The sequence below is a fragment of the Corallococcus sp. CA054B genome, from assembly GCF_003611625.1.
In the GTDB taxonomy this organism is placed as follows: domain Bacteria; phylum Myxococcota; class Myxococcia; order Myxococcales; family Myxococcaceae; genus Corallococcus; species Corallococcus coralloides.
In genome coordinates this window covers 1-22,889 of the sequence record NZ_RAVY01000030.1, presented here as the reverse complement: position 1 = coordinate 22,889, position 22,889 = coordinate 1, and the positions used below count along the sequence as shown (strand labels likewise).

The window sequence follows — 22,889 nt, the reverse complement described above, 5'->3', positions numbered from 1 at the left end:
AGGGATGAGCGAGCCATTCGATCAGCGTCAGCGCCTGGGGGACCCACCGTGCCTCGCCTTCCCGTTCCGCGTGGAGGCGCAGGGGCCGGCCATCAGCCGGCGCGGCCAGCACGTGCGGGAGCAGATCGAGCAGGTCCTCTTCACCACGCCCGGGGAGCGGGTGTTCCGCCCGGACTTCGGAGGTGGGGCGAAGATGCTGGTGTTCGAGCCCAACGGCACGCCGCTGTGGGACGTGACGCGGCGGCGCATGCAGGCGGCGCTGGCGGACGCGCTGCGCGGAGAGGTGGACCCGGGCAGCCTGGAGCTGGAGGTGACGGGCGAGGACGAGAAGCTCCAGCTCGTCGTGCGCTACCGGCTCACCACGCTGGGGGTTCCCCAGCAGCAGCTCTTCGCGGTGGGAGGCGTCGGTGGCTGACACGCCCGTCCCTGAAATCATCTTCGAGCCCGGGCTGCCGGGGTGTGGCCGCCGCGTGGTGCGGGGACTGCCCCGGCCGCTCCCCGACGTGGGCAACGACTTCGACTGGCAGGTGCGCGACTTCGACGGCTTCCGCCGCTTCATGATGGAGGAGCTGGCGGCGCGCTTCCCGGAGCGCCAGCGCTGGACGGCGGCGGACATCGAGGTCGTCCTGGTGGAGGTGCTGTCGGCGGTGCTCGACCAGCTGTCGGACATGGCGGACCGGGTCGCCGCCGAGTCCTTCCTGGAGACCGCGCGCCGGCCGGAGTCCGTGCGGCGGCTGTTGCGGCTCATCGGCTACGACGCGGAGCGCATGGCCTTCGCCGCGGGAGACATCCGCACCAACCCGGCGGCGGATGGGGCGGGGGCGAGGACGGAGCTGGAGCAGGCCTGGGCGGCGAACCCCTTCCTGATGGAGGCGGCGCGGCGCGCGGGGCCTCGCGAGCTGCACGTCCAGCGGCGCATGGTGACGGTGGAGGACTACGGCGGGATGCTGGAGGAGCACCCGCTGGTCCGCCACGCGCAGGCCTCGCTGGAGTGGGGCGGCTCGTGGACCGTCGTGCGGGTGGCCATCATCGGGGGGAATGACCGGGTGCTGGATGCCGTGGAGGGCACGAGCGCCGCGGCCACCACGCCCGCAGACCTGCGCAAGCGCGTGGAGCGCTTCCACATCGAGCGGGGGCTGGATGCGCCGCACTGGCCGGACACCACCCTGCGCACGTTGCTGGGCGGCTACGTGGAGACGTACCGGATGATTGGCCAGGAGGTGCAGCTCCAGGACGCGGTGCCGGTGGGCATCCAGCTGGCGTTCACCGTCCAGGTGGGGCCGGACTACTTCCAGTCCGAGGTCCGCTCCGCGGTGGAGCAGGCCCTCGGGCGCGGCCCGGGAGGGTTCTTCGAGCCGGGCCGGCTGCGCTTCGGCGAGGACGTCAACGCCAGCGACCTCATCCAGACGCTCACCGCGCTGGAGGGCGTGGAGACGGTGCAGTTGGATCAGCTCAAGCGTTTCGGCGCGCGCTACCTGGACCAGGTCGCCACCGGCCGCATCCTGCTCAAGGGCATCGAGCTGGCCACGTGTGACAACGACCCGGCCCATCCGGAGCGGGGCTCGTACACGTTGAACCTGCAGGGCGGGAGGCGAGGGTGAGCAAGTCATCGGACATCACCCGGTGGAACCGGGCGGGGTTGCGGCGCATCCGCTACGTGGACGCCAACGCGGCCACGCTGCTCGAGGAGCTCCGTGCGCGATTGGACGAGCGCTTCAACCGGCCGGAGGCGTCCGTCCGCTGGCCCGGGATGCAGGCTCCGGTTTCGGAGAGCGAGTCCGAGCGGCAGGCGCGGCTCGTGGCCCAGTACGAGGCCCCGCGTGCCTCCGTGCCGGATTGGGGTTGGGAGATTGCCCGCGCCCTGGCGCGTGCGACGCACGTCCTCACCGAGCACGTGGATGCCTATGCCAACGAGGGCTACCTGGGGACGGCGACCCAGTGGGAGAGCCTGCGCCGGCTGGTGGAGATGATCGACTACCACCCGTCGCCTCCCGCGTCGGCCTTCACGCCGCTGGTGGTGCACGCGAAGGCGGGGACGCGGGGACGGCTGGGGCGCGGCTTCGCGGTGCGGCACTCGCCGCCGGACGGGGGCGCGCCCGTCACGTTCGAGTCGCTCGACGACCTGGACGTGGACGCGGAGCTCAACCTGCTCCGGCCCGCGGGGCATGGGGTGAATCCGGACGCGCTGGGACACTCCACGAAGAAGCTGGTGTTGGAGGGGAGCCTCTCCGGCATCAACACGGGGGAGCCCGTCGTCCTCGAGAGCGAGGTGGATGGGCGGTGCGTGGCCTTCGTGGTGGACAGCGTCCTCCAGGAGGCGGGGACCACGACCCTGCGGGTGACCCCCACGCTCCCGAGCAACGTCTTCACGCTCGGGCGCACGCGCGTGCACGTCCGCCCCAAGGAGCGGTTGCCGGTCCAGGGGCCGCTGCGGACGGGAGGCGCGGTGGGGTTGACGCTGCGGCTGGCGGTGGAGCCGCGGGGCCTGCTCGCGGGGGACATCGTCACCGTGTCGGACGGGCAGCGGCGCTACTACCGGCGCGTCACCGCCGTGGACGGGAAGAAGGTGGGGTTGGACCGGGGCGTCGGCGAGCTGGCCCTGTCGCAGGCGGTGCTGGCCCGGCCGGTGGTGGTGCCGGTGGCGCGGCAGATGGGGAAGCGGATCCTCACCTCGAGCGAGCCGCCCTCGGTGGCGTATTTCGTCCAGGTCCCCGGTGCCTGGCAGCGCTTGAACGGGGAGACGCTGGGGGACCCGCGCGCCTTCGAGGACCCGGTGCGGGAGTACGAGGTACACGTGGTGTCCGCCGCCGAGGTCCCGGTGGAGACCTCCGAGGAGGCGAATCGAGGCTACACCCTGCTCAAGCTCACCCAGCGGCGCGGTGCGGGAGAGACGGAGGAGGAGTCGCTGCTCAACCCGCAGTCCTTCCTGGCGCCGCCGCCCGCGTCCGCGGGGGGCTGGGAGGTGGACACCTTCCTGATGGCGGACGACTCGGCGTCGTTGCTGCCGCGGACCCTGTGGGCGGACAAGCCCAAGGGGCTTTCGGCGGGGGACTTCGCGGTGGTGGTGACGGGCGTGCAGGCCTCGTGGGGGCGGCTGGCCTCGGTGGCGAACAACGCCGAGCTGGGGCGCACGGAGCTCGTCCCCGTGGACGGCTGGCAGGGCCGGGGCGGGGGAGAGTTTCCCCGGGCGGAGACGCGCGTGTACGGCCGCTTCCAGGAGGTGGCGCGGCTGGTGGGGTGGGACGAGAACGTCACGCCGCTGTCCGGCACGCAGGTGCCGCTGGACACGGTGCCACGGGGCCTGACGTTCGGACGCGCCGTGGTGGTGCGGCAGGAGGGCGGCACGGCGCCGCCGCTGCTCACGCGCGTGCAGGGCACCGGCGAGGGCTTCGTCGCGCTGGTGGACCCGCTGCCTTCCGGCAGCACGGTGGACAACCTGGTCCTCCACGCGAACGTCGTCCTGGTGGGGCACGGAGAGCGCAAGCCCGAGGAGGTGCTGGGCAGCGGAGACGCCACCCAGACCGGGCAGGCGTTCGTGCTGAAAGAGCGCGGCCTCTCGTTCGTCGCGGACTCCACGCGCGCGTCGGGCGTGCGCGCGGACCTGGAGGTGAAGGTGGCGGGCCGCCGCTGGCAGGCGGTGGAGAGCCTGCGCGAGTCGGGCCCCACGGACCCGCACTACACCGTGCGTCTGGTGCGCGACGGGGAGCTGGCGGTCGTCTTCGGTGATGGGCGCAACGGCCGGCGGCTGCCGACGGGCGCGAACAACGTGCGGGTGGGCTTCCGCGCGGGCTCGGGGCTGCGAGGCAACCTGCCCGCGGGCAGCCTCGCGAAGCCGAGCCGGCCTCATGCGCTGGTGGAGGCGGTGGAGCAGCCGCTGCCCGCTTCGGGGGGCAACGACATGGAGGACGTGGAGGCGCTGCGCCGCACCGCGCCCGCCACGGTGCTGACGCTGGAGCGCGCCGTGTCGACGGAGGACTTCGCCAGCCTCGCCATGGGGCACAGCAGCGTCTGGCAGGCGCGCGCGCTGCTCAAGCGCAATCCTGGCTCCCGCATGGAGCTGGTGGAGGTGGTGGTGGTGCCCGCGGACGGCGGAGAGCTGGGGCCCCTGAAGCAGTCCCTGGCGGACTTCCTGCGCGCCCACGCGCTGCCGGGCGTGGAGGTGTCGCTCTCCCGCTACCTCAGCGAGCCGGTGACGCTCGACGTGGAGGTGGAGGTGGACACGCGGGCCTTCAACCCGGACGCGGTGGTGCAGGCGGTGCGGGCGGCGCTGCTGGACGCGCTGTCGCTGCGGCACCGGGGGCTGGGACAGGCGCTGTACCTCAGTGACGTCTACAAGGTGGTGGAGGCCGTGACGGGTGTGGAGAGTTCCATCTGTGTGATGGCCGGTGTGCCGGGACTGCAGCGCAAGGACGCGCCGTCCGGCGCGCACGTCGTCTACCTGGCGCCGGAGGGGCAGGACCTGTCCGTGCGCTTCAAGGAGTACTCACTGTGAGCTCGGGAAGCGAGGGGACGGGGAGCGGGCTCGGCGCGCAGCTCTACGGGCTGCTGCCGGAGGTGTACCGCACGCGCGACAACGGCGATTTGCGCGACTACCTGGGGTCTTGTGGCGAGGTGCTGGACCTGGTCCGCGGGGTGATGGCCCAGCGGTTGGCGGATGCGTTCCCGGACCATCCGGACGCCCAGGGCTGGACGCTGCCGTACCTGGCGGAGCTCCTGGACGTGAAGCTGCTGTCGCCCGCGGAGCCGGAGCAGCGGCGTGAGCTGTCCCAGGCCGTGTCGCTGCGCCAGCGCAAGGGCACGCCCGGGTCGGTGGCCGAGGTCGCCCAGGACGTCGGCCAGTATGCGTGGGACACGGAGGACCCGCGCAACGAGCCCTCCGAGCCTGTCTACCTCCAGGAGGGTTGGAGGCGGGTGGCGGTGACGCCGCGCGTGGGACAGCCGTTGCTGCCGCCGGAGTCGCTCGGGGCCCTGCCACTTCCGGCGGGGGCGCCAGCGCGACGGCACCCGGCGCTGCCCGCGGCGACGGTGGACCTGCGGTACCTGTCGCGCAAGGTGGCGCTGCCGCCGCGGGGGGATGGTTCGTCTCGGCCGCCGTTGCAGGAGAACGTGCACGGCATCCCCGCGGCGCCCGGCCACTTCGACGACGTCTCCCGGCGGACGCCGGACCTGCGCCGGCCCTCCGCGCGGCAGGGACAGGTCCACCCCAAGCGCGTCGCGGTCTTCACGCTGCCCAGGGTGGGGTTCTTCCCTCCGGGCTGGGAGTTCGGAGACACGCGTCCGCTGCCCGTGCCCCCGGAGCCGTCGCGCGTGCTGCCCCGGCGCCGTCAGGGGCCCCTGACGCCCGAGCCGGAGTCGGGCGACTACGTCCTCGAGAACCTCGTCCTTCCAGAGGGTGTGGACGTCATCGTCGGCAATCGGCCGCTGGTGATGCGCAACTGCGTCGTCCAGGGCAACGTGTACATCGACGCTTCCGATACCGCGCACGTCATCGAGGACTCCATCGTCACGGGGATGGTGACGAAGAACCTGGGGAACGAGCTCGTTGTCCGCCGCTCCGCCATCGGCGACCTCCTGCTGGAGGCGGGCACGTTGGACGTGGTCGGCGCGACGGTGGAGGACAGCCTCCTGGGTTCACTCGTGAGCACGGCGTTGGTCACGTTGCTGAGCGTGACGGTGCTCGAAACGATGAACGTGGAGCGGTGCTTCGCCAACGACTCGATCTTCGCGGGCTCCGTCATTCCCCGCCCTGGGGAGGGCAACTGCTTCCGCTACTGCCGGCTGCCAGAGGCCGCGCTGGCGGCGTACACCGTGGCGGGGCAGCCCGCGGAGGCGTACGCGTGTACGAGCGAGGTGCCCCGTTTCCGCGCCCCTTTCCTCGCCCCTTTCTTCGGCGTACCCGGCACTGGCGTGCTCGCGAGCGACAGCGGCGCGAGGCTGCTTGATGGCGCGGAGGATGGAGGGGAGCTGGGGGCCTACCGCCACCGTCGCTATGCGTTGCGCGACGAGGCGGTGCTCGCCCGGCTCCGTGAATCCCTGCCCGCGGGCATGAGCGCCATCCTGGTTCCCGACGAGCGGCTCGGCCTGGCCCTGCCCGTCGTCACGCCTCCTTCCACCTGATTCCGGCTTCGACTCCAGCGGAGTTCCTCATCATGAAGACCCAGATTTCACGCGACTCCCACGACTCCTCCAAGCGCTACTCCGGCGTCTACCAGCAGCAGGGACGGATGCTCACCGACGCGGACTGGAACGAGTTGGTGTCCATCATCAACGACCGCGTCACCAGCGCGCTGCGGGACGTGGTGGGCAGCGGCGGCCCTGCCACCGGCAAGCTGCTCATCTCCAACACGCTGCAGATGACGCCCGGCAGCGTCTACGCGGACGGGCTGATGGCCACGCTGCCCGGCACGACGCCCTTCACCTACGCCACCCAGCCGGACTTCCCGTTGGCTCCGGGGGCACCCGCGGTGGGCGAGAGCTTCTACGCGGACGTCTGGGAGCGGCCGGTGCTGTTCCTGGAGGACCCGAACCTCCAGGACCCCGGGCTGCACGGCGCGGACACGTGCACCCGCACGCAGGTGATGCTGCAGATCAAGCGCTGCCCCGCAGGCCAGCAACCCACGGATCCGCTCGTCAACCCGGGGCGGGGCAACGCGCCGCTCACCTTGTCCCAGCGCGTGGGGGGAACGGGGCCCGCCGCCCAGTTCACGGGCAACTACCTCTTCCGGCTGGAGGTGCACGACGTGAAGGGCTCGCCCACGGCCCCCAGCGAACTCACGCTGAAGTGGTCGAGCGAGAACGCGGCCGAGGCCTACGCGAACGGGCCTGGCGTGCCCCAGGACTACCAGGGCAACGACTGGCTCTACGAGTTCTACAACGCCGCGACGGAGCGCCACCTGGGCGTGCACCTCGGCACGCCGCCGGCGGGGTTCCCCTCGCGCGGTCTGTTGAGGGAGGGCTACCCGGTCTCCGTGCCCGACGCGGCCATGTACCCGTTCGTCCGCAGGTGGGACGGCTGGTGCACGCTGACCCGCAACACCACGACGGGAGTCTGGACCTTCGTCAGCGGCGGGAGGGATCGCGGCGCGCCGCTGTCCACGGCCAATGCGCAGGGCGTGCATGGCCATGTGCGCATCGATAACGGCGTGCTGCACCTGGAGCTCCAGGACCTGGCGCTCGCGCTCACCCTGACGGGAGGGGGCACCACCAGCCGCACCTTCGTCGCCGGGGATTACTGGCTGGCGCCCGTGCGCGAACAGGATGCCGCGGGGGACCAGATCCTGAGCGGCGCGCAGCCCGTGGGGCTCCTCCATCGCTACGTGAAGCTGGGCGTCGTCGGGCCGGGTGTCTTCACGTCGGAGCGGACGCTGGGGTTCCCCTCGTTGACTCGGCTGATGTCGCCGTCCGTGGGGGACTCGGGGGCGAACTACGTCGGAACGGAGGCGCACGCGGACGTGACGGGCACCACGGTGCAGTCACAGCTCAGCGCGCTCCTCCCCGTGTTGAACAAGGCGAACTCCGCGACGAACGGTTCGAACCTGATTGGCAGCGCGGCCATCACCGGCACGCCGAAGAGCCTGCCGGCGGGCACGGTCCGGGGCCAGCTCACCCAGCTCGTCACCCACCTCAACACCCACGTGGCGTCGAACTCCACGGACCACGACACGCGCTACTACCCGCGAACGGAAGCGAACACGGCATTCGCTTCCGCGAGCCACCACCACGATGCGCGGTACCCCTCGATTCTCTACCAGTGGGCGTTCAGCCTGGACAGCGGCGGGACATGGACGATGGTGTTGCCCCTCTTCACCCAGCCGCCGCTCGTCGCGTTGGGACTGAGGGTTGTGGTCCCTCAGGGAGACGAGGATGACCACTTCTTCGTCTTCAACGGGCCGGTCCACTCGCAAATCAAGGTGGAGCTCTATTTCGCGACGAGCAGCTCCCAGCAGCTCATCGTGAGGAACACCTCCGACGAATACGTTGACGTGCAGCTTCGCCTGTTCGACGTGCGGTAGGCCCCGGGGTCATCCCTGGGCGCGCAGCAACGACTCCAGCTCCGGGCATGAGAGCCCGGAGTGCGAAGCCATCGCCTCCAGGAGGGCCGTGCGCACCGGGCCCTCCTGCAGGCGGAGGAAGATGGGGGAGAGCTCGTCGACGGCCTTCTTCCGCTCGGAGGCGGAGGCGCCGCGCCCCTGGGGCAGGGCGGTGGTGAGGAGATGGTCGGTGAGGGGGCGCGCCTCGGCGATCAGGCGGCGCATGGCCCCGGCTCCGGCGCGGAGGATGAACTCGTCCGGGTCCTCCTTGTCGGGGAGCTGCACCACGCGGGTCCTCGGGACGTAGAGCAACAACAGGTCGCTGGCCTGCTGGATGCCTCGCCAGCCTCCGAGGTCTGGATCCAACATGACCACCAGCTCGCGGGCCCCCGCGGCGAGCAGCAGGTCGATCCGGGGCGTGCTCAGGGTGGTGGAGATGAGGCTGACGCTGTGGGGGAAGCCGGCCTGGTGCAGCATCATGCAGTCGAAGCCTCCCTCGACGATGATGGCGGAGCCCTCGCCGCGGATGGCGTCGCGGGCGTGGGTCAGCCCGAAGAGCGTCGTGTCGCGGATGAAGATGGAGGTGTTCCGGGCCTCCAGGTACTTGAGTCGTTGATGGGGAGGGAGGTCCCGTCCGATGAATGAGAGGGGTTGTCCTTCCGGGGAGCAGAACGGGAGCATGACGCGCTGCTGGAAGTAGTCGATGTAGCGGTCGCCCGCCCTCGGACGGCGCAACACGCCCACACGGTCACCCGCGTCGAGGAGTTCCTCGCGTGCGAGCGCCTCCGCCAGCGCCGTCCCCGAGGCAGAGGCGTAGCCGAGACCGAAGGCCCGGGCACTCTCCCGCGTGACTCCGCGCGAGGCGATGTAATCCCTCGCGGCCTGTCCCTCCTCATCGTCCCAGAGACGCGATTGGAAGTGGGTTGCAGCGAGGGTGATACACCGATGGAGTTCCTCGCGTTCCAGTCGGGCTGCCTGCTGGAAAGCGTTCTCCTCTCCGCGCGCCTCGGTCTTGCTCATGAATGACAGGATAGCGCGGGAATGGCGCTCACGCTCTGTGACTCGCGCGAATGCGTGGGACTGACGCAGCCGGAAATCCGCGCCCAGTGCTGCGTCAGCGAACGCGCTATTGCATGCACGGTACTGCGGATGGGACTCCAAAGCCTGGCGGTTTTCCCCGGCCGCTATGCCCAGAATGCTCGGACGCAGCTTACCGGTGCCCCTCAAACTGGTGAGTCACGCCAGGTGTGTGGGCATTGGCGACACTGGCGCGCCTTCGACGTTCGCGCCAGCGCACCGCACTTGGGACATCGGTTGATGACCAGCTCGCCAGCGAGTTCCGCGCGCAGCCGCTGTTCAATCGCTCGGCCCAAGCCCGCTTTGCCTTCAGTGAGGAGCGAAAGTACAGCAGGGTCGTCCGTCAGCCATCGTGGCCCCTCCTGCGTCTGCACGGTATCCATCCACATTGCCTTGCGCTCGGCTTGCGTCAACAGCTGTCCATGGTTCTGCTGGAGGTACTCCAGGAGCGGGTCACCCAGCGTCCGCCTACCGGGCGCTGGTTCGGGTCGTCCCAACGCCTGGTCCACGGTGTGGCGCAACATGTCGCCGCTTGCCAGCGCGGCAAGTTGGAAGCGCAGCACCTGCGTGACAAGGGGGGATGCCCCGCCGTCGAGGATGCGCTCCGCGTGCTGGCGGGCCTGCACGGCCCGCCCGGCGCGGCGCAGAATGTCGACCACGCACGCAGCCTGCCAGCCTCTCCAATCGCCGGCCTCCCGCGTGGACCCGGGCGAGGCCAACAGGGCGTCCGCCGCATCGGATCTCCACTGACTCGCGAGCTGCTCAGCGCCGGCATCGTCCGCGGCCCACGCGGCGTGCAGACGCGCATGGCCCGCTCCCGACAGGTCCCCCGCGGCTTCCCTCACCAGGGCGGCGCGTAGAAAGCGGGTGGCGAGAGCGGGCGCGGACCTGTCCGAACAAAGGGCGCGATACGAATCGGACTGCACCAGGGCGCGCGCGGATGGGTGGGCTTTAGAGAGCTCGGCGGCGCAGTAGCCGCAGTTCGGACACTCTTGCACCCAGTGCGACAGGGTCGAGCGCGCCATCCCAGCTGGCCTGCCGTCCAGGTCCGGATTGCCGAACGTGGAGGTGCTGGCAATCAGGCGCTGCGCGTGCGGCGCCCCGCAGAGCGCACAGTGGATGTCCTTGCTTATGATTTTCGTCATGGTCCGCCTCTCGCTGGGGCGCTATTGGAACTGACACGGAGTTGCCATTCAATCTGGCGGCACTGGTTCACACCTCGGGCAACCCGTGCTCCCACGCACATTCGAGAGTGCCTTCGCGGTTTCCACGAAGAGGCGCAGGGGCGCCGATTGCTGGTTGCGGCTTGGGAAGTAGAGAAAGTACCCCGGCACAACAGGGGCATACGCCTCGAGCACGACCTCGAGCTCTCCCCGACGCAACTCATCGCGAATCCAGGCTTCCGGCGAGTACGCGAGGCCGAGCCCTCGCTTCGCAAGCGTCGAGCACAGGAGTCCGTCGTTGGTGACAATGCCGCCGCGCACCGGAACGCGCCAGGACTTGCGACCCCGCTCCAGCTCCCACGCGTACAGAGCGCCATTTGTCGGCGACCGGAACGTGATGCACTCGTGCTCGAGCAGGTCCTCGGGGCGCTGCGGACGGCCGTGCCTGGCCAGGTAGTCGGGTGTGCCGACCACGACGAAGCGGAAAGGCTCCGTGAGGCGCACTTGCACCATGTCACGCTCAATGCTCTCGCTGAGGCGAACGCCGGCGTCGTAGCCGCCTGCGACGATGTCCACGAAGCGCTCGTCGAGAACGAGCTCGATCTCGACACGAGGGTTTCTCTTGCGAAACGTTGGCAGCACGGGTTCAAGGATGAGCGACACCGCCGCATGCGGCACGGAGAGCCGGAGTCGCCCGACGACCTCACCGGGCTTCGCGGAGACCTCCGCGAGCGCGGCGGCGGTCTGGGCGAAAACGGGGCCGACACGGTCGACGAGGCGGCGTCCAGCGTCCGTAAGAGAGACACTCCGCGTCGTGCGCTGAACGAGTACCACCCGCAGTGGCAGCGGCCCGTGCTTGGGCTTCCCGGTACCCCTCGGAGTACGCCGCAGCGCACAGCCTGGCCGACCTGGAACTTGCGGATTCTCCCGCCTTCGGTCGCGACGATGCGACATGGAAGCGGGACGGGTTCGACAAGGTCTATGAGTTGTTCTGGCTCAACGTCTTCAGCCCCAAGCTGGTCGAATCGGTGGGAAGAGAACGGATGCTCTCGACGCCAGCGCACCTCGTGGAGGAGCTTCCCAACGGCTCTGTCCTTCTGGTGCTATGGCCCACGGCAGCCGAGTTCGCCAGCGATGAGGCACGCGTGGCGCAGGCCCGCGCCCATGGTGTGGCGCCGTTCCTCTCGCGGCTGCCGGACGAGTTCGCAATCAGCGAGCGGCAACGGAAGATTGCCGAGCTCAACGCCTTCCGGCCTCCTGTGCCGGAAGAGTGGCTTCCTGTCGCCCATCCCTCGGACGTGGCGAATCCGGAGCGCGTCCTCGAATCCTACGGAGACTTGTCCGAAGGTCTCGTGGCTGTGCTTCACACGGATGTGCCCTCGATCATGAAGGAGACGCCTGAGTCTTTGACGGACCTCGACTTCCACTTCTGGAAGACACACTTTCCCGAGCGCTACACGCGCGACGTCCTCGACGGACACACGATACCGGCGTTAGGCGCATATCTGGGGGACGTGCTTGTGCGGCGGTTAGGAGGGATGCGGATGCTGCGCGCGAAGATGGAAGATTCCCAGGTGCGCCTTGGGAAGCGCGTCTGGCTGCCCTTCCTCCGTGCGCGCCGGTACATGCAGTCGCGCGAGTCGCTGTTGGATTACTCGCTCACCCAGTTCTTCAAGGAGGCGGAGCGGCAGCAGTCCTGACCTGGAGCTGCCGCCAGTTGCGCGCCAGGCGGTGTCGGCTGGCGCGCAGCGCGTAGTGAGACAAAAGCGCCGGGAAGCGCCTCTCATCACTGATTCGGCCAGTCTGCGTCCCGAGTCTTGCCCCGCAGGCGGGTAGTGATGCTCGCACCAGCGCCTCGCTCACTCGCATTGACGCAATGCCGCGGGGGCTACTGCGCACCCATGGCGCAACGACCGAATTTTGGGTGGGCACAGCCGTATTCGCGCATGCGGCCCCAGGCGGGACGAGGGTGGTAGGCTGCCCGCCGCCATGTCGACTCTGGACGAACTGTGGTCCGCCTTTCGCCGCGATATCAACGCCATGCCGATGTTCCTCGCGGACATGGCGCCGCACCTCCAAGACCTCCTCGCTGAATCAGAGGGGGCTTCACTGGAGTCGCTCTTCTCTCGCGCGAACCGAACCGAGGGCACGTTGCTGGAGGCGCTGGCGTGGCTGTGGGCGAGGACGCTCCGCGCGCCTGTCTCAGTGGCGCGGGTCGACGCGCTCGACGTGGCGGAGGGCGAAGTGCGCCTGATTCCGAGCGGGCTCCAGGTAGCGAACGGCGTGTTGAACCGCGGCATCCTCGTCGTGGCGGGGGACGTGGAGGTAGGGGGCGAGTTTGGTGACGGCGACGTTGGCAGTGCGGCGGTCGTCGCCGGGTCGCTCCGTTGCCGGCTCGCCAATGTCCAGGGCGTGCTCCGCGTGGGCGGAGTGCTCGATGCGGCCCAGCTTGTCTTCGCGAACAATGACCCTGAGCCCCTCGTGGCGAGAGAAGGTCTGCGGGCGCCGTTGACGCTCCTTCAGCTCGGGCGCTCTCTCGACGTGAAGGTCACGGACGGACTCGTGGTGGAGGATGAAGTCACGCCGTCACAGGTCTTGAGGTTGAGGGCGTTGCTCCCGGCAGCGGTATTCCATGACATCGACCTGGAGGAGGAGGACGATGATGTGAGCATTCCTCTGGACGAGGTGCTCGATGTGGAAGCGCTGTATGCCTCCGCGGAGGAGGGGACGCTCGTTTCTCCGTCCCGTTGACATCGAGGGCTCAGGCTCGGTCCGGCACGTCGCAAGCCCCCTGGATGACTACGTTGGGAGGGGGCGCGTGCGGGCGGGCTCTGGGCTGTCGTTCTGGCCCAGAAGCCTCGTTCGGGCGTACGCGCCCTCGTGGAGAAGAGGAGTGAGGCGGGGGCAGAGGGCTCTACGCCGGTCGAGACAGTCTGGGGGCCGTCTGGGAGAGTCTGGGCCGCGCGACGAAATCGCGAGTACCCAGTAACTGCCAGCCGCGTTTCGCTCTTGCGGTTAACAGGTGGGGCGTCGGAGGAGAAGGGGCATCTCGCTCTGCGGGGTTGAGAGCCGAGAGGGCCCTTTTCAGCACCGCGAGCCAGAATCCCTTGGGATTCAGGGGCTCAAGCGCGGAGGCCCAAAAGCAAAAAGGCCCTGCCGGGTTGGGGCGGGGCCTTCATTTTTGCTCCCCGAATGAAGCCTTGTGCGAACTCGTTCTCGGGTTTGCTCTGGATGGCTCGGGCTGCTGTGCGCTGAGAGCGCTCTTCGTAGAATCCCACTTCGTCGCAAAGCGGGATTTCCCGCAGGATGCTCATGACTTTTCATTCTGCGAGCCTCATTGGCGAGCTACCGCGACTTCGCGGGCCAGTGCGACGAACGCCGTGTGAGCGGCCGAGGAATTGCGCCGGCCAGGGTAGTAGAGGCAGAGCCGAGCGAGCTCCGGTGTCCAGTCCTCGAGCACGCGAACGAGGCGTCCCGCTTCGATGTCGCCTCGCACGTCCGGCTCCATGAAGAAGCCGAGTCCGATGCCCTCCAGGACTGCGATCCGCGAGAGGCTGGCCTCGTCCAGCGTGATGGGCCCCGTCACATCGATCAGGGCCGTCTGCCCCCGCTTACGGAACTCCCACCGGAAGAGGCTGCCGTTCGGCAGGCGCACCCGGATACACCGATGACGGAAGAGGTCCGATGGGACGCGCGGCCGACCGTGCTTCTTCAGGTACGCCGGCGAAGCGACGATGGCATGGCGTTGGGGCTCTCCCAGCGGAATTGCAATCATGTCGGTGGGCACGAGGTTCGCCATCCGCACGCCGAAGTCGAACCCCTCGGCGACGACGTCGACCAGCCGGCCTTCGGTCACGACGTCGACATGCACGTCCGGATGGCGGCGGAGGTACTCCAGCACCAGTGGCGCGAGGATCTCGCGCGCCGCTGTCGCAAATGTGTTGATGCGCAGCATACCGGACGGCTTTGCCTGCTGGGCGCGAGCCGCGTCCATCGCGCCGCGGATGTCCTCGAGTCCCGGAGCCACCTGTTCGACGAACGCTCTGCCGGCGTCGGTCAGCGAGACGCTGCGCGTCGTGCGGTTGAAGAGGCGGACACCAAGATGTGCTTCGAGCTTCGCGACCGTGCTGCTCATCGCCGTCGTCGACATCCCGAGCTCGAGGGCAGCGCCGCGAAACGAACTCCTGCGCGCGACGGCGAGGACGGCATCGAGATCATTCAGTCCGGGTTGATACATCGATAGTCCTGTATGTCGGGATGTCACATCCTACTTTGTCCCTGTTGAGCGGGCAATCGCGCGGGCTTACGTCTTGGGTCATGACAATGCACCCATCAGTTCGAGCCTATTTCGACGCGGACAGTGCCACGCCGCTCCACGCCTTCGCGCCCGATGCCGTTGTCGAGGATGAGGGACATCGGCATGTCGGGCATGCGGCCATCGACGAATGGTGGCGTGACTCCCAGGTGAAGTATCAGGCCGTCGCGCAGCCGATCGAGGTGAACGCGAAGGACGATGCCTGCGAGGTTCGCGCGAAAGTGACGGGCCAGTTTCCCGGCAGTCCCATCACGCTCACGTTTGCGTTCCGGATGAAGGGCGACCGGATCGCGGCTTTGAGCATCGGCGCGTGAATCGCGATGCCTATTTCAACCCTGCGGAAGGAGATGACGTGATGAGAGAGCTAGAGGGTAGGCGCGCGCTCGTGACGGGCGGAACGAAGGGCATCGGCAAGGCGGTGGTCGCATGGCTGCGCGCGGCCGGCGCGACGGTGCTGACGACCGCGCGGGAGGGAACGGGCGTGGGCTTCATCGCCGCCGATGTCGCCACGGCCGAGGGCTGCGCGCGCGTCGTGAAGGCCGCCGGAGCAGTGGACATCCTGGTCCACGTCGTGGGGGGAACGTCGGCGCCGGCGGGCGGCTTCTCCGTCCTCGACGACGACGCGTGGCAGAAGACGATCGACCTGAACCTGATGGCGGCGGTGCGTCTCGACCGGGCACTGGTCCCCGGAATGCGCGAGCGCCGGACCGGCGCGGTAGTGCACGTGACGTCGATCCAGCGGCAGATGCCGCTTCATGAGGCGACGACCGCGTACGCCTCGGCCAAGGCAGCACTCTCGAACTACAGCAAGGCCCTCTCGAAGGAGGTCGCGCCGCAGGGCGTGCGCGTGAATCGCGTGTCACCGGGCTGGGTCGAAACCGAGGCCTCCGTCGGATTCATGAGCGAGATCGCGGCGAAGAACGGCACCGACGAGGCGGGCGCGAAGGAGCTCGTGATGCGCGCGCTCGGCGGAATTCCTCTCGGGCGCCCCGCGCGTCCGGCCGAGGTCGCCGAGTTGATCGGGTTTCTCGTCTCGGACCGAGCGAGCGCGATCACCGGGGCGGAGTACGTGATCGACGGCGGGACGGTGCCCGTGAGCTAGCAGGCTGCTGAAAAACTCCGGTGCGGGGACGACCTCCCGCACCGGAGCAGGGGCTCCTCATGACCTGGTGAGCCAGGAGCCTCCGGACGACAAGGGCAGCCCCACCGTCGACCTCCACGGCGAGAAGAGAAGCAGCGCCGCGCACGCGTCAACGACCGACCCGGAGTCGAGGCTGGCGCGCAGAGGATGCCGGGTACGACGTGCAGTGCTTCGTGGAAGCTGTACGGGAGCGACGGATGCCTCCGCACGTGGCCCAAACGCGGGACGTGCGCCGGGCCAGCCGAATCGACGGCCGGGCCCCCGCCATATGGGCTGCGCCATGCCAGCGCGCGCTCTTCAGCACCGCGAGGAAAATCCCTGGGGATTCAGCGGCTTGAGCACGAAGGCCTCGCGGTGTTCAGCGCGAAGCCCGTGGAAAAGCAAAAAGGCCCTGCCGGGTTGGGGCAGGGCCTTCTTTTTTGCTCCCCGAATGAAGCCCTGCGCGAACCCGTTCTCGGCTCTTCTCTCAGGGTGCACAAACTCTTTGATGGGTGGAGAGGCGAGTAATATTCAGTGGTTTCAAGGAGGGGACGGCTGGCGCCCATCAATCGGGGCCGATTGAATCTCCGCGAACTTCATTGGGTGGGTGCCCGGATGTCATCGCGAACGGCCGCTGTCAGCCCCCCTTGCAAGCGTGGAAGTGGGTGAGGGGCGCATGGTCTCGGAGCGCGCGCCGACCCAATCGGACGCGTACCCGCCGTCCTCTCCGAAGCCGCTCTCGTCCGCGTGGACTCCCTCGCAGCGGGCGCAGCTGCCCCGCAGGTTCGCAAGGAGTCTGACGCGGAGACCTCCGTGCCGCACGTCGCTTCCGAGGAGAGGCATCAGGCGGGACGCCGTGTGTACGACCTCGTGAACGGCGGCGCGGAGCGCGAGCTCCCAGCTCGGAACAGCAAGGCCGGCCATGGGGACGTGCCCCACGACCGGCCTTGCTCCTCGGCGTGTCGACGCGGTCCTACCGCAGGGGCACGCGCTTGAGCCTGAAGGGCGAGGGGCTCTCGCTCATCGTGAAGTAGCTCGCGCCGTTGGCCTCGTACTCGATCGCCTCACCCTGGCCCTCGGAGGTGTCGGTCAGCGTGACGGGCGTCGCGAAGACGGCCGACTCGAAGCCAAGTCCCGGCGTCGCACGGAACTCGTAGACAGTGCGGTAGGTGCGAAGGAGGAAGCGATCCGCGCATGGGTGGATCGCCGCCGCGGTCGCGGCCGAGAAGTTGGCGTCTCCGTTCAGCGGCAGCTGGATCGTGTGGACGTGGATCAGCGTGGCCTGCACGCCCGGCGTCAGCGGCTGGGGGAACTTGTACACGCCGCTCTGTCCCGTGCCCCCGTTCTTGGTGACGACGTAGATGTCCCCGGTGGTGGGGTGCACCATCAGCGACTCCGCGTCCTTCGCGCCGTCCGGATAGACGAACGGGAAGGCCTCGGCGACGAGCCCTCCCGAGGTCTGGCCGTTGGCGAGATCCGGCTCGGGCACGCGGTAGATCGTGAATGACGTGGGGCTGCCACCCGAAGGGAAGTTGGCGCTCCACTTCCCAATGTCACCGATGAAGATGCAGGAGCCGCTCGGGCAGGGCCCGGTTGCGAGGTCCTCCCAGTCGGCCGGCGTCACGTTGGTCACGTTGAACGTGCCGATCGTGCTCGCGTTGAGGGTGTTGATCGCGACGATCGCGGTGGTGTCCTCGTTGTGCACGTAGAGCGCGTTGCCGACCACGCGGCTCGCGGCCAGGCCCGAGGGCTCCACGATTTCCGGCGCGGTCACGGTGCCCTGGAGCGTGAAGGTGCTCGCGTACGTGTCGCCGACCATGCAACTGGGGGCGTTGGCGGCGCGCAGGACGATCACGTGCGCGGTGTTGGTCTGCACGAACGCGGAGCTGCCGGAGAGGCCCGTCTGGAGGCCCGGCGCGGTGAGCGACCGGTAGGCCGCATTGAAGAGCAGTCCATTGGTGTGACCCAGGCACGCGTCGAAGGCCTCGGTGAAGCCGAGCGGCGGCTCGATGCCGGTGGCAGGGCAGGTGGCGTCCGGCCAGACCTGTGAGCCGTACCAGACGGCGAGGCCACCCACGCTGCCGGTCACCACGTCGGGCACGGTGAACGACGCGGAGTCGCCGTTCTTCTGGCCTGCGTGCACGTCGATTGGCTGGATCGGATCGACGCCACTGAAGGCCTCCACGCTCCCCACCATGTGGGTGGTCGCGTCCAGTCCGAACGCGTAGCTCGCGGGCTCGGAGGCGCCCGCGACGCGGTAGAAGATCCAGGTGCGGATGGCCCAGGCGCTCTGCTCCGAGCGCAGGAACGTCCAGCCGGCGGGCGGCGTGACGGTCGCGGAGATGTTGTTGCGCACGGTCACCCGCGCGATGAGCGCGTCGTTGGCCGCGGTCCCCGACGGCTTGGGGATCGACAGCGAAGCGATCGACAGGCCGCTGTGGCGCGAGCTCCCACGCAACGCGACCCCCGAGGACGGTGCGACCTCGGCGCGGCGAAGGGCGACGACCTGCGCGACGTTGGTCTCGGCGAACGTCGAGCTCCCGTTGAACGGTCCCTGGATGCCGGCACCGGCGAGGGGCATGAAGGCGGCGTTGAAGACGAGGCCCTGGGACGAGGACACCAAGCAGGTGTCGTAGGTCTCGGCGAAGCCCACGGGAGGCTCGATCGCCGGGGTCGGACACGCGGCGCCGGTCCACGCCTGCGCGCCGAACCAGACGGCAGCCCCGCCCGCGGTCGTGGTGCTCAGCTGCGGCGTCGTGAAGGCCGTCGAGCCGCTGTTGCTCTTGCCGGCGTGCGTGTCGATCGGGTTGGCCGGATTGACGCCGGCATACGCCACGAGGTTGCCGACGAGGTTGCTCGCGATGGAACTCTGGAACGTGTGGCTCGCGGGCTCGCTGGCGGTGGCGACGCGGACGAAGACCCAGCCGCGGATGCTCCAGGTGCTCATGTCGGTGCGCACCAGCGTCCAACCCGCAGGCGGGGTGAGCTCGGCGCCGATCTGGTTCCGGTTCGCAAGGTGCGCCAGCAGCACGTTACCGGCGGCGACGCCCGTAGGGGTCGAGAGGGTCAGGCTGGTGACCGTCTTGCCGCTCGCGTGCGTGGTGCCGACGAGGGTGATCTCCCCGGTGGCCGGCGGCTGGAGGGGACGCAGCACCACCGCGTGCGTGATGTTGGTGTTGGGGAGCGTGGAGCTGCCGGTGAAGGCGGGCTGGGCACCCGCGGCCCCGAGCTCCGAGGTGGCGGCGCTGTGCAGCACGCCGAGCGACGACGAGACGAGGCAGGTGTCGAGCTGCTCGGTGAAGCCCGCCGGAGGGGTGTGGACCGCGGGGCACGCGGCGCCTCCCCAGACCTGGGCCGAGAACCACACTGCAAGGCCGTTCGCGGATGACGTGGTGGCGACGGGCAGCGCGAGGCTCGCGCTGTTGCCATTCTTCTGGCCCACGTGCACGTCGACCGGCTGGAGCGGATCCGCGCCTGACACAGCGACCAGGGTGGCCGCCATGGAGCTGGCGAGGTCGAGGGTGAAGGTGTGACTGCTCGGCTCGGCCGCGCTGGCCACGCGGAGGAAGAGCCAGGACTTGATGGCCGAGGCGCTCTGCTCGGAGCGCAGCAGCGTCCAGCCAGCGGGTGGGGTGGCGACGGCGGTGACGGCCTCGCGATTGCTCAGCTGCATCACCAGCACATCTCCGGCGGCCGTACCGACGGGGGTGGGGATGGAGAGGGTGGTGGTGGCCAGGCCGCTCGCGCTGGTGGTTCCTCGCACGGAGAGCGTGGAGAGGCCCTGGGCCGCCGTCGCATCCTGTACGTCGTCGGGCTGCGCGAGCTCAGTCGTTCCACAGGCGGCCATCAGTAGGGCGGCCGCGAGCCACAGACTTCGGAATGGGGTCATGGGGTTTCGATCGGGTGTCGACTCACCGGACTGGAGGTCCGGGAATCGGCCATGTGAAGAACCCCGAAGTGCGAAGCGCAATCGACTGTCATGACACGGGAAAGCTGCCGTGAAATGGTCGGGATTGTCGGGTGTCATCGAAAGAAGGTGGCAGTCCTGTCCATGCGGTCACGCGGAGTCCTTGGAGAACGCGAAGCCCAAGGATATCTGCGCACGGTGCAAGGGCCGATGGGTGGCCGGCACCCCGAGGGGTGGGCCTCCAGGCAAGCCTCGTGACCGTGGCTGTGACCGGCTCGTGACGTCGGCAGAACGGTGCTGACATCCTGTGATCTGGGGCGTGCCTGGAACTGTGGGCTTCGTCGAGCCTCGTGGGGCACGAGGGAGTTGCTGCTGTGTGGCAACGAAGCGCCGCCATCCGCGCCATGAGTACGGGCGGCAGCCGCAGACCCGTGTCGAGACGAAGTCGGGGCGCGAGCTTCACCGTGCCGCCATGAAGTCGCGCCATCGTCCACGAACCAAAGTAGGTTCTCCCTCCCTGTTCGGTGGAGTTCCGTCGATGCCACAAGCCACACCGCGCTCGTCACTTCTGGACGCGCGTCCCAGCGTCTTCCTGCTCGCCGGAGCGTTCGTCACCGGCATGTTCCTCTTCGCCCTTGGCGCCTGCGGAGGTGACGAGTGCCAGGACGCCGCCGACTGCCGTGAAGACAAGGGACCGCCGGCTTCGAACACGGAGTGGGTCTGCGAGGACAAGCGCTGTGAGCAGCATTCCGTCCAGGTGCCGCCCCCGGATTCCGGCACGGACGCGGGGACGCCCGACGCGGGGAGACCCGACGCGGGGACTCCCGACTCGGGTCCCACCACGGTGAGCGTGCAGGTGCTCGCGTTCAATGACTTCCACGGGCAGCTCGAGGAGCCCGCGGGCCAGATTCTGACGGGCGTGGCCCCCGACGGTGGACCAGTGCGGGTGAACGCGGGCGGCGTGACGTACTTCGCCCGGCACATCGCGGCCCTGCGGGCCACCAATCCGAACACGGTGGTGGTAGCGGCGGGAGACCTCATCGGCGCCTCCCCGCTGCTGTCGGGACTCTTCCACGACGAGCCCACCGTCGAGGCGATGAACCTGATTGGCCTGGACCTAGTCGCGGTGGGCAACCACGAGTTCGACGAGGGCAGCACGGAGCTGTTGCGCATGCAGTCGGGCGGCTGCCACCCGGTGGATGGCTGCCTGGACGGGGATGGCTTCCCGGGCGCGAAGTTCAAGTTCCTGGCGGCCAACGTGGCCACGGGCGTGGACCGCACGCTGTTCCCCCGCTACGACGTGCGCGAGTTCGAAGGCGTGAAGGTGGCCTTCATCGGCATGACGTTGGAGGACACGCCGGAAAGCGTCATACCCACGGGCGTGGCGGGGCTCACCTTCAAGGACGAAGTGCAGACGGTGAACGCGCTGGTGCCGGAGCTGCGGCGGCAGGGCGTCGAAGCCATCATCGTGGTGGTGCACCAGGGCGGAATTCCGACCTCGGGCTCGCTGGTGAACGAATGCAAGGGCGCGGGTGCGGACGGCCTCATCTCAGGTGCCATCGTGGGCATGGCCAAGGGCCTCAACGACGCGGTGGATGTCATCGTCAGCGGCCACACGCATCAGGCCTACAACTGCGTCATCGATGGCAAGGTCGTCACGAGCGCCTCGTCGATGGGGCAGCTCGTCACGGACATCGACCTGACGTTGAGCAAGGCGACGGGCGACGTCGTGGAGGCGCGAGCGAACAACGTCATCGTCACTCGCGACGTGCAGGAGGTCGGCGCGGTGAAGGAGCTGGTGACGAAGTACCAGGAGCTCGTCACGCCGAGGGCCAACCGGGTCATCGGATGGGTGTCGCAGACGCTCAGGACACAGACGGACTCCGCGGGCCAGTCCACCCTGGGCTTCGTCATCGCGGACTCGCATCTGGAGGCGACGAAGCCCGCGAACCTGGGTGGGGCGCAGGTGGCCTTCATGAACCCGGGCGGCATGCGCGCGGGCATCGCCCAGGGCGAGGTCACCTACGGCGAGGCCTTCACCACGCAGCCGTTCGGCAACAGCCTGGTCACCCTGACGCTGACGGGCGCGCAAATCGAGCAACTGCTGGAGCGGCAGTGGCGGCCGTCGGGAGCCACCCTCATGCTGCTTCCGTCGGCGGGCTTCACCTATGCGTTCAGCGCGTCGGCGCCCGTCGGAAGCCGCGTCGACCCGGCGTCCATCCGGATCAACGGCGTGACGGTGGACCCGGCGGCGAACTACCGCGTCACCGCGAACAACTACCTCGCGAGTGGGAGTGATGGCTTCCCGGTGTTCGCCGAGGGGACGAACCGGCTGGGTGGTGCCGTGGACAGCGACGCGCTGGAGGCATACCTGAAGGCACACAGCAGCCAGGCGAGCCCCTTGCCCACCCCCGCGCTCAATCGCATCACCATGCTGCCCTAATCCTACAGCTGCAGTGTGAACCGGGCCTTTCGAGCCCGGTAGTGGCATTGCATGGCGACGGCTTGGTGGTGGCGTCGCCAGCGGCTCCACGCCAGGACATGCGCAAGCGGAGCCACCACGCGCCGCAGAAGCGCTACCAGGAGCGCCCGCACTTCCTGGACGGAGTAGCGGACGAAGGCCGGCAGTGAAGGCCGCGCCGGGCGAGAAACGCGCGCATGGGGTTTCTGCGCTTCGGCAGGCCGAGCGCTTTTGGGGGCAGTCCCTCCTGGAGTTGATGATTGGCCACGGCACGCGCGGCGGCGAGAAAGACGTGGGCCACCTGGCACAATGTCATATGTCGATGCCAGGCCGTCCAGGTGCGCACCTCATAGTCGGCGAGGCCCACCTCGTTCTTGGAGGATTCGAAGTCCTCCTCCACGGCCCACCGACTGCCCGCCGCGTGCACCATCGACTCCAGCGAGGCATTGCGCCGGGCATGCGCGACGTAGAAGGCCACCTTGCCGTCCACGAGGCTTTTGCGAAACAGCAGCCACCGCGACAGGCCCAGGTGCCGGTTGAGACGCATGCGCGCCCTGAAGGATCCCCTCATCTAGCGAGTTGAACAGCACACGCTCGCTCGGCGGCTGCGTGCGAAGGCGCTGGTATCCGCGCAAAGAGGCAGCCACCATGACGCGCAAGGTGGCCATCGACGAAGAGCAGGTGCGGGCGTTCCTGACGGAAGTGTTCGAGGAGGACCTGCACGTCAAACGAATCCTCTCCCTGTCGCACGCGACGCTGGGGGCGGTGCAGGCGGCGAGCCTGTCGGTGGCGGCCATCGGCAAGGCCATGGCGTGG

Annotated in this window: 14 protein-coding genes and 3 pseudogenes; 11 read left to right on the top strand and 6 right to left on the bottom strand. The window is 68.9% G+C overall.

Going from position 1 to position 22,889, the window contains the following annotated elements; all coding sequences use genetic code 11:
* The first annotated feature begins 4 nt into the window (after positions 1-4).
* From D7V80_RS10385 to D7V80_RS10365, 5 genes are read left to right on the top strand one after another with little or no spacing between them, the layout of a single operon-like run.
* Entirely contained in the window at positions 5-415 is a 411-nt protein-coding gene (locus tag D7V80_RS10385) for a GPW/gp25 family protein (protein ID WP_014394733.1), read from the top strand.
* Entirely contained in the window at positions 408-1,601 is a 1,194-nt protein-coding gene (locus D7V80_RS10380; protein WP_120587997.1) for a hypothetical protein, read from the top strand. The genes D7V80_RS10385 and D7V80_RS10380 overlap by 8 nt, the downstream gene beginning before the upstream one ends.
* Positions 1,598-4,492: a baseplate J/gp47 family protein gene (locus tag D7V80_RS10375; RefSeq protein ID WP_120587996.1), complete on the top strand. Its 2,895-nt coding sequence runs from the start codon at positions 1,598-1,600 to the stop codon at positions 4,490-4,492. Before D7V80_RS10380 ends, D7V80_RS10375 begins: the two co-directional genes overlap by 4 nt.
* The gene (locus tag D7V80_RS10370) at positions 4,489-6,117 is read left to right on the top strand and encodes a phage tail protein (protein WP_120587995.1); all 1,629 of its coding nucleotides are present in this window, start codon (positions 4,489-4,491) and stop codon (positions 6,115-6,117) included. Before D7V80_RS10375 ends, D7V80_RS10370 begins: the two co-directional genes overlap by 4 nt.
* Before the next feature lie 32 nt (positions 6,118-6,149).
* The gene (locus D7V80_RS10365) at positions 6,150-8,012 is read left to right on the top strand and encodes a DUF6519 domain-containing protein (protein ID WP_120587994.1); all 1,863 of its coding nucleotides are present in this window, start codon (positions 6,150-6,152) and stop codon (positions 8,010-8,012) included.
* A 9-nt stretch (positions 8,013-8,021) separates the two neighbouring features.
* Here D7V80_RS10365 and D7V80_RS10360 read toward each other — a convergent pair whose 3' ends face one another.
* The 3 genes and pseudogenes from D7V80_RS10360 to D7V80_RS10350 all read right to left on the bottom strand — a co-directional run.
* Positions 8,022-9,050 (bottom strand): toprim domain-containing protein, encoded by a 1,029-nt coding sequence (locus tag D7V80_RS10360; RefSeq protein WP_120587993.1) that lies wholly within the window; start codon positions 9,048-9,050, stop codon positions 8,022-8,024.
* Between the two features lie 203 nt (positions 9,051-9,253).
* Positions 9,254-10,252, bottom strand: coding sequence for a hypothetical protein (locus D7V80_RS10355; RefSeq protein WP_120587992.1), 999 nt, complete (start codon positions 10,250-10,252; stop codon positions 9,254-9,256).
* A 48-nt stretch (positions 10,253-10,300) separates the two neighbouring features.
* Positions 10,301-11,110 (bottom strand): annotated as a pseudogene (locus D7V80_RS10350) (LysR substrate-binding domain-containing protein); the annotation flags it as partial.
* Here D7V80_RS10350 and D7V80_RS10345 point away from each other — a divergent pair.
* Together D7V80_RS10345 and D7V80_RS10340 are read left to right on the top strand one after the other, a co-directional pair.
* Positions 11,110-11,970, top strand: a pseudogene (locus D7V80_RS10345) (hypothetical protein); the annotation flags it as partial. The pseudogenes D7V80_RS10350 and D7V80_RS10345 sit on opposite strands and share 1 nt — an antisense overlap.
* A 289-nt stretch (positions 11,971-12,259) precedes the next feature.
* On the top strand, positions 12,260-13,021 hold the full coding sequence (locus tag D7V80_RS10340; protein ID WP_120587990.1) for a hypothetical protein: 762 nt from the start codon (positions 12,260-12,262) through the stop codon (positions 13,019-13,021).
* 583 nt (positions 13,022-13,604) lie between these two features.
* Here the strand turns inward: D7V80_RS10340 and D7V80_RS10335 are convergent.
* Positions 13,605-14,507 (bottom strand): LysR family transcriptional regulator, encoded by a 903-nt coding sequence (locus tag D7V80_RS10335; protein ID WP_120587989.1) that lies wholly within the window; start codon positions 14,505-14,507, stop codon positions 13,605-13,607.
* Positions 14,508-14,593: 86 nt separating this feature from the next.
* On the opposite strand from D7V80_RS10335, the gene D7V80_RS10330 reads away from it, so the two are divergent.
* The 3 genes and pseudogenes from D7V80_RS10330 to D7V80_RS42660 form a co-directional block, all read left to right on the top strand.
* On the top strand, positions 14,594-14,899 hold the full coding sequence (locus tag D7V80_RS10330) for a nuclear transport factor 2 family protein (RefSeq protein WP_199738483.1): 306 nt from the start codon (positions 14,594-14,596) through the stop codon (positions 14,897-14,899).
* The gene (locus D7V80_RS10325) at positions 14,896-15,687 is read left to right on the top strand and encodes an SDR family oxidoreductase (protein WP_233585247.1); all 792 of its coding nucleotides are present in this window, start codon (positions 14,896-14,898) and stop codon (positions 15,685-15,687) included. The genes D7V80_RS10330 and D7V80_RS10325 overlap by 4 nt, the downstream gene beginning before the upstream one ends.
* A gap of 76 nt (positions 15,688-15,763) precedes the next feature.
* Positions 15,764-15,874: pseudogene (locus D7V80_RS42660) on the top strand (IS5/IS1182 family transposase); the annotation flags it as partial.
* An 804-nt stretch (positions 15,875-16,678) separates the two neighbouring features.
* On the opposite strand, the gene D7V80_RS10310 reads toward D7V80_RS42660, so the two are convergent.
* Complete coding sequence (locus tag D7V80_RS10310; RefSeq protein WP_120587987.1) at positions 16,679-19,594, bottom strand: cell wall anchor protein; 2,916 nt, start codon at positions 19,592-19,594, stop codon at positions 16,679-16,681.
* Positions 19,595-20,150: 556 nt separating this feature from the next.
* Between D7V80_RS10310 and D7V80_RS10305 the strand changes: the two genes are divergently transcribed.
* The gene (locus D7V80_RS10305; protein ID WP_120587986.1) at positions 20,151-22,055 is read left to right on the top strand and encodes a bifunctional UDP-sugar hydrolase/5'-nucleotidase; all 1,905 of its coding nucleotides are present in this window, start codon (positions 20,151-20,153) and stop codon (positions 22,053-22,055) included.
* A 133-nt stretch (positions 22,056-22,188) separates the two neighbouring features.
* Here D7V80_RS10305 and D7V80_RS10300 read toward each other — a convergent pair whose 3' ends face one another.
* Entirely contained in the window at positions 22,189-22,620 is a 432-nt protein-coding gene (locus tag D7V80_RS10300; RefSeq protein ID WP_199738481.1) for a hypothetical protein, read from the bottom strand.
* Between the last annotated feature and the right edge of the window lie 269 nt (positions 22,621-22,889).

Excerpts from the sequence above, each read along its gene's own strand:
- D7V80_RS10305 (WP_120587986.1), top strand. The coding sequence starts at position 20,151 with ATGCCACAAGCCACACCGCGCTCGTCACTTCTGGACGCGCGTCCCAGC.
- D7V80_RS10310 (WP_120587987.1), bottom strand. The coding sequence starts at position 19,594 with ATGACCCCATTCCGAAGTCTGTGGCTCGCGGCCGCCCTACTGATGGCC.
- D7V80_RS10355 (WP_120587992.1), bottom strand. The coding sequence starts at position 10,252 with ATGACGAAAATCATAAGCAAGGACATCCACTGTGCGCTCTGCGGGGCG.
- D7V80_RS10300 (WP_199738481.1), bottom strand. The coding sequence starts at position 22,620 with ATGCGTCTCAACCGGCACCTGGGCCTGTCGCGGTGGCTGCTGTTTCGC.
- D7V80_RS10360 (WP_120587993.1), bottom strand. The coding sequence starts at position 9,050 with ATGAGCAAGACCGAGGCGCGCGGAGAGGAGAACGCTTTCCAGCAGGCA.
- D7V80_RS10340 (WP_120587990.1), top strand. The coding sequence starts at position 12,260 with ATGTCGACTCTGGACGAACTGTGGTCCGCCTTTCGCCGCGATATCAAC.
- D7V80_RS10365 (WP_120587994.1), top strand. The coding sequence starts at position 6,150 with ATGAAGACCCAGATTTCACGCGACTCCCACGACTCCTCCAAGCGCTAC.
- D7V80_RS10385 (WP_014394733.1), top strand. The coding sequence starts at position 5 with ATGAGCGAGCCATTCGATCAGCGTCAGCGCCTGGGGGACCCACCGTGC.
- D7V80_RS10335 (WP_120587989.1), bottom strand. The coding sequence starts at position 14,507 with ATGTATCAACCCGGACTGAATGATCTCGATGCCGTCCTCGCCGTCGCG.
- D7V80_RS10330 (WP_199738483.1), top strand. The coding sequence starts at position 14,594 with ATGCACCCATCAGTTCGAGCCTATTTCGACGCGGACAGTGCCACGCCG.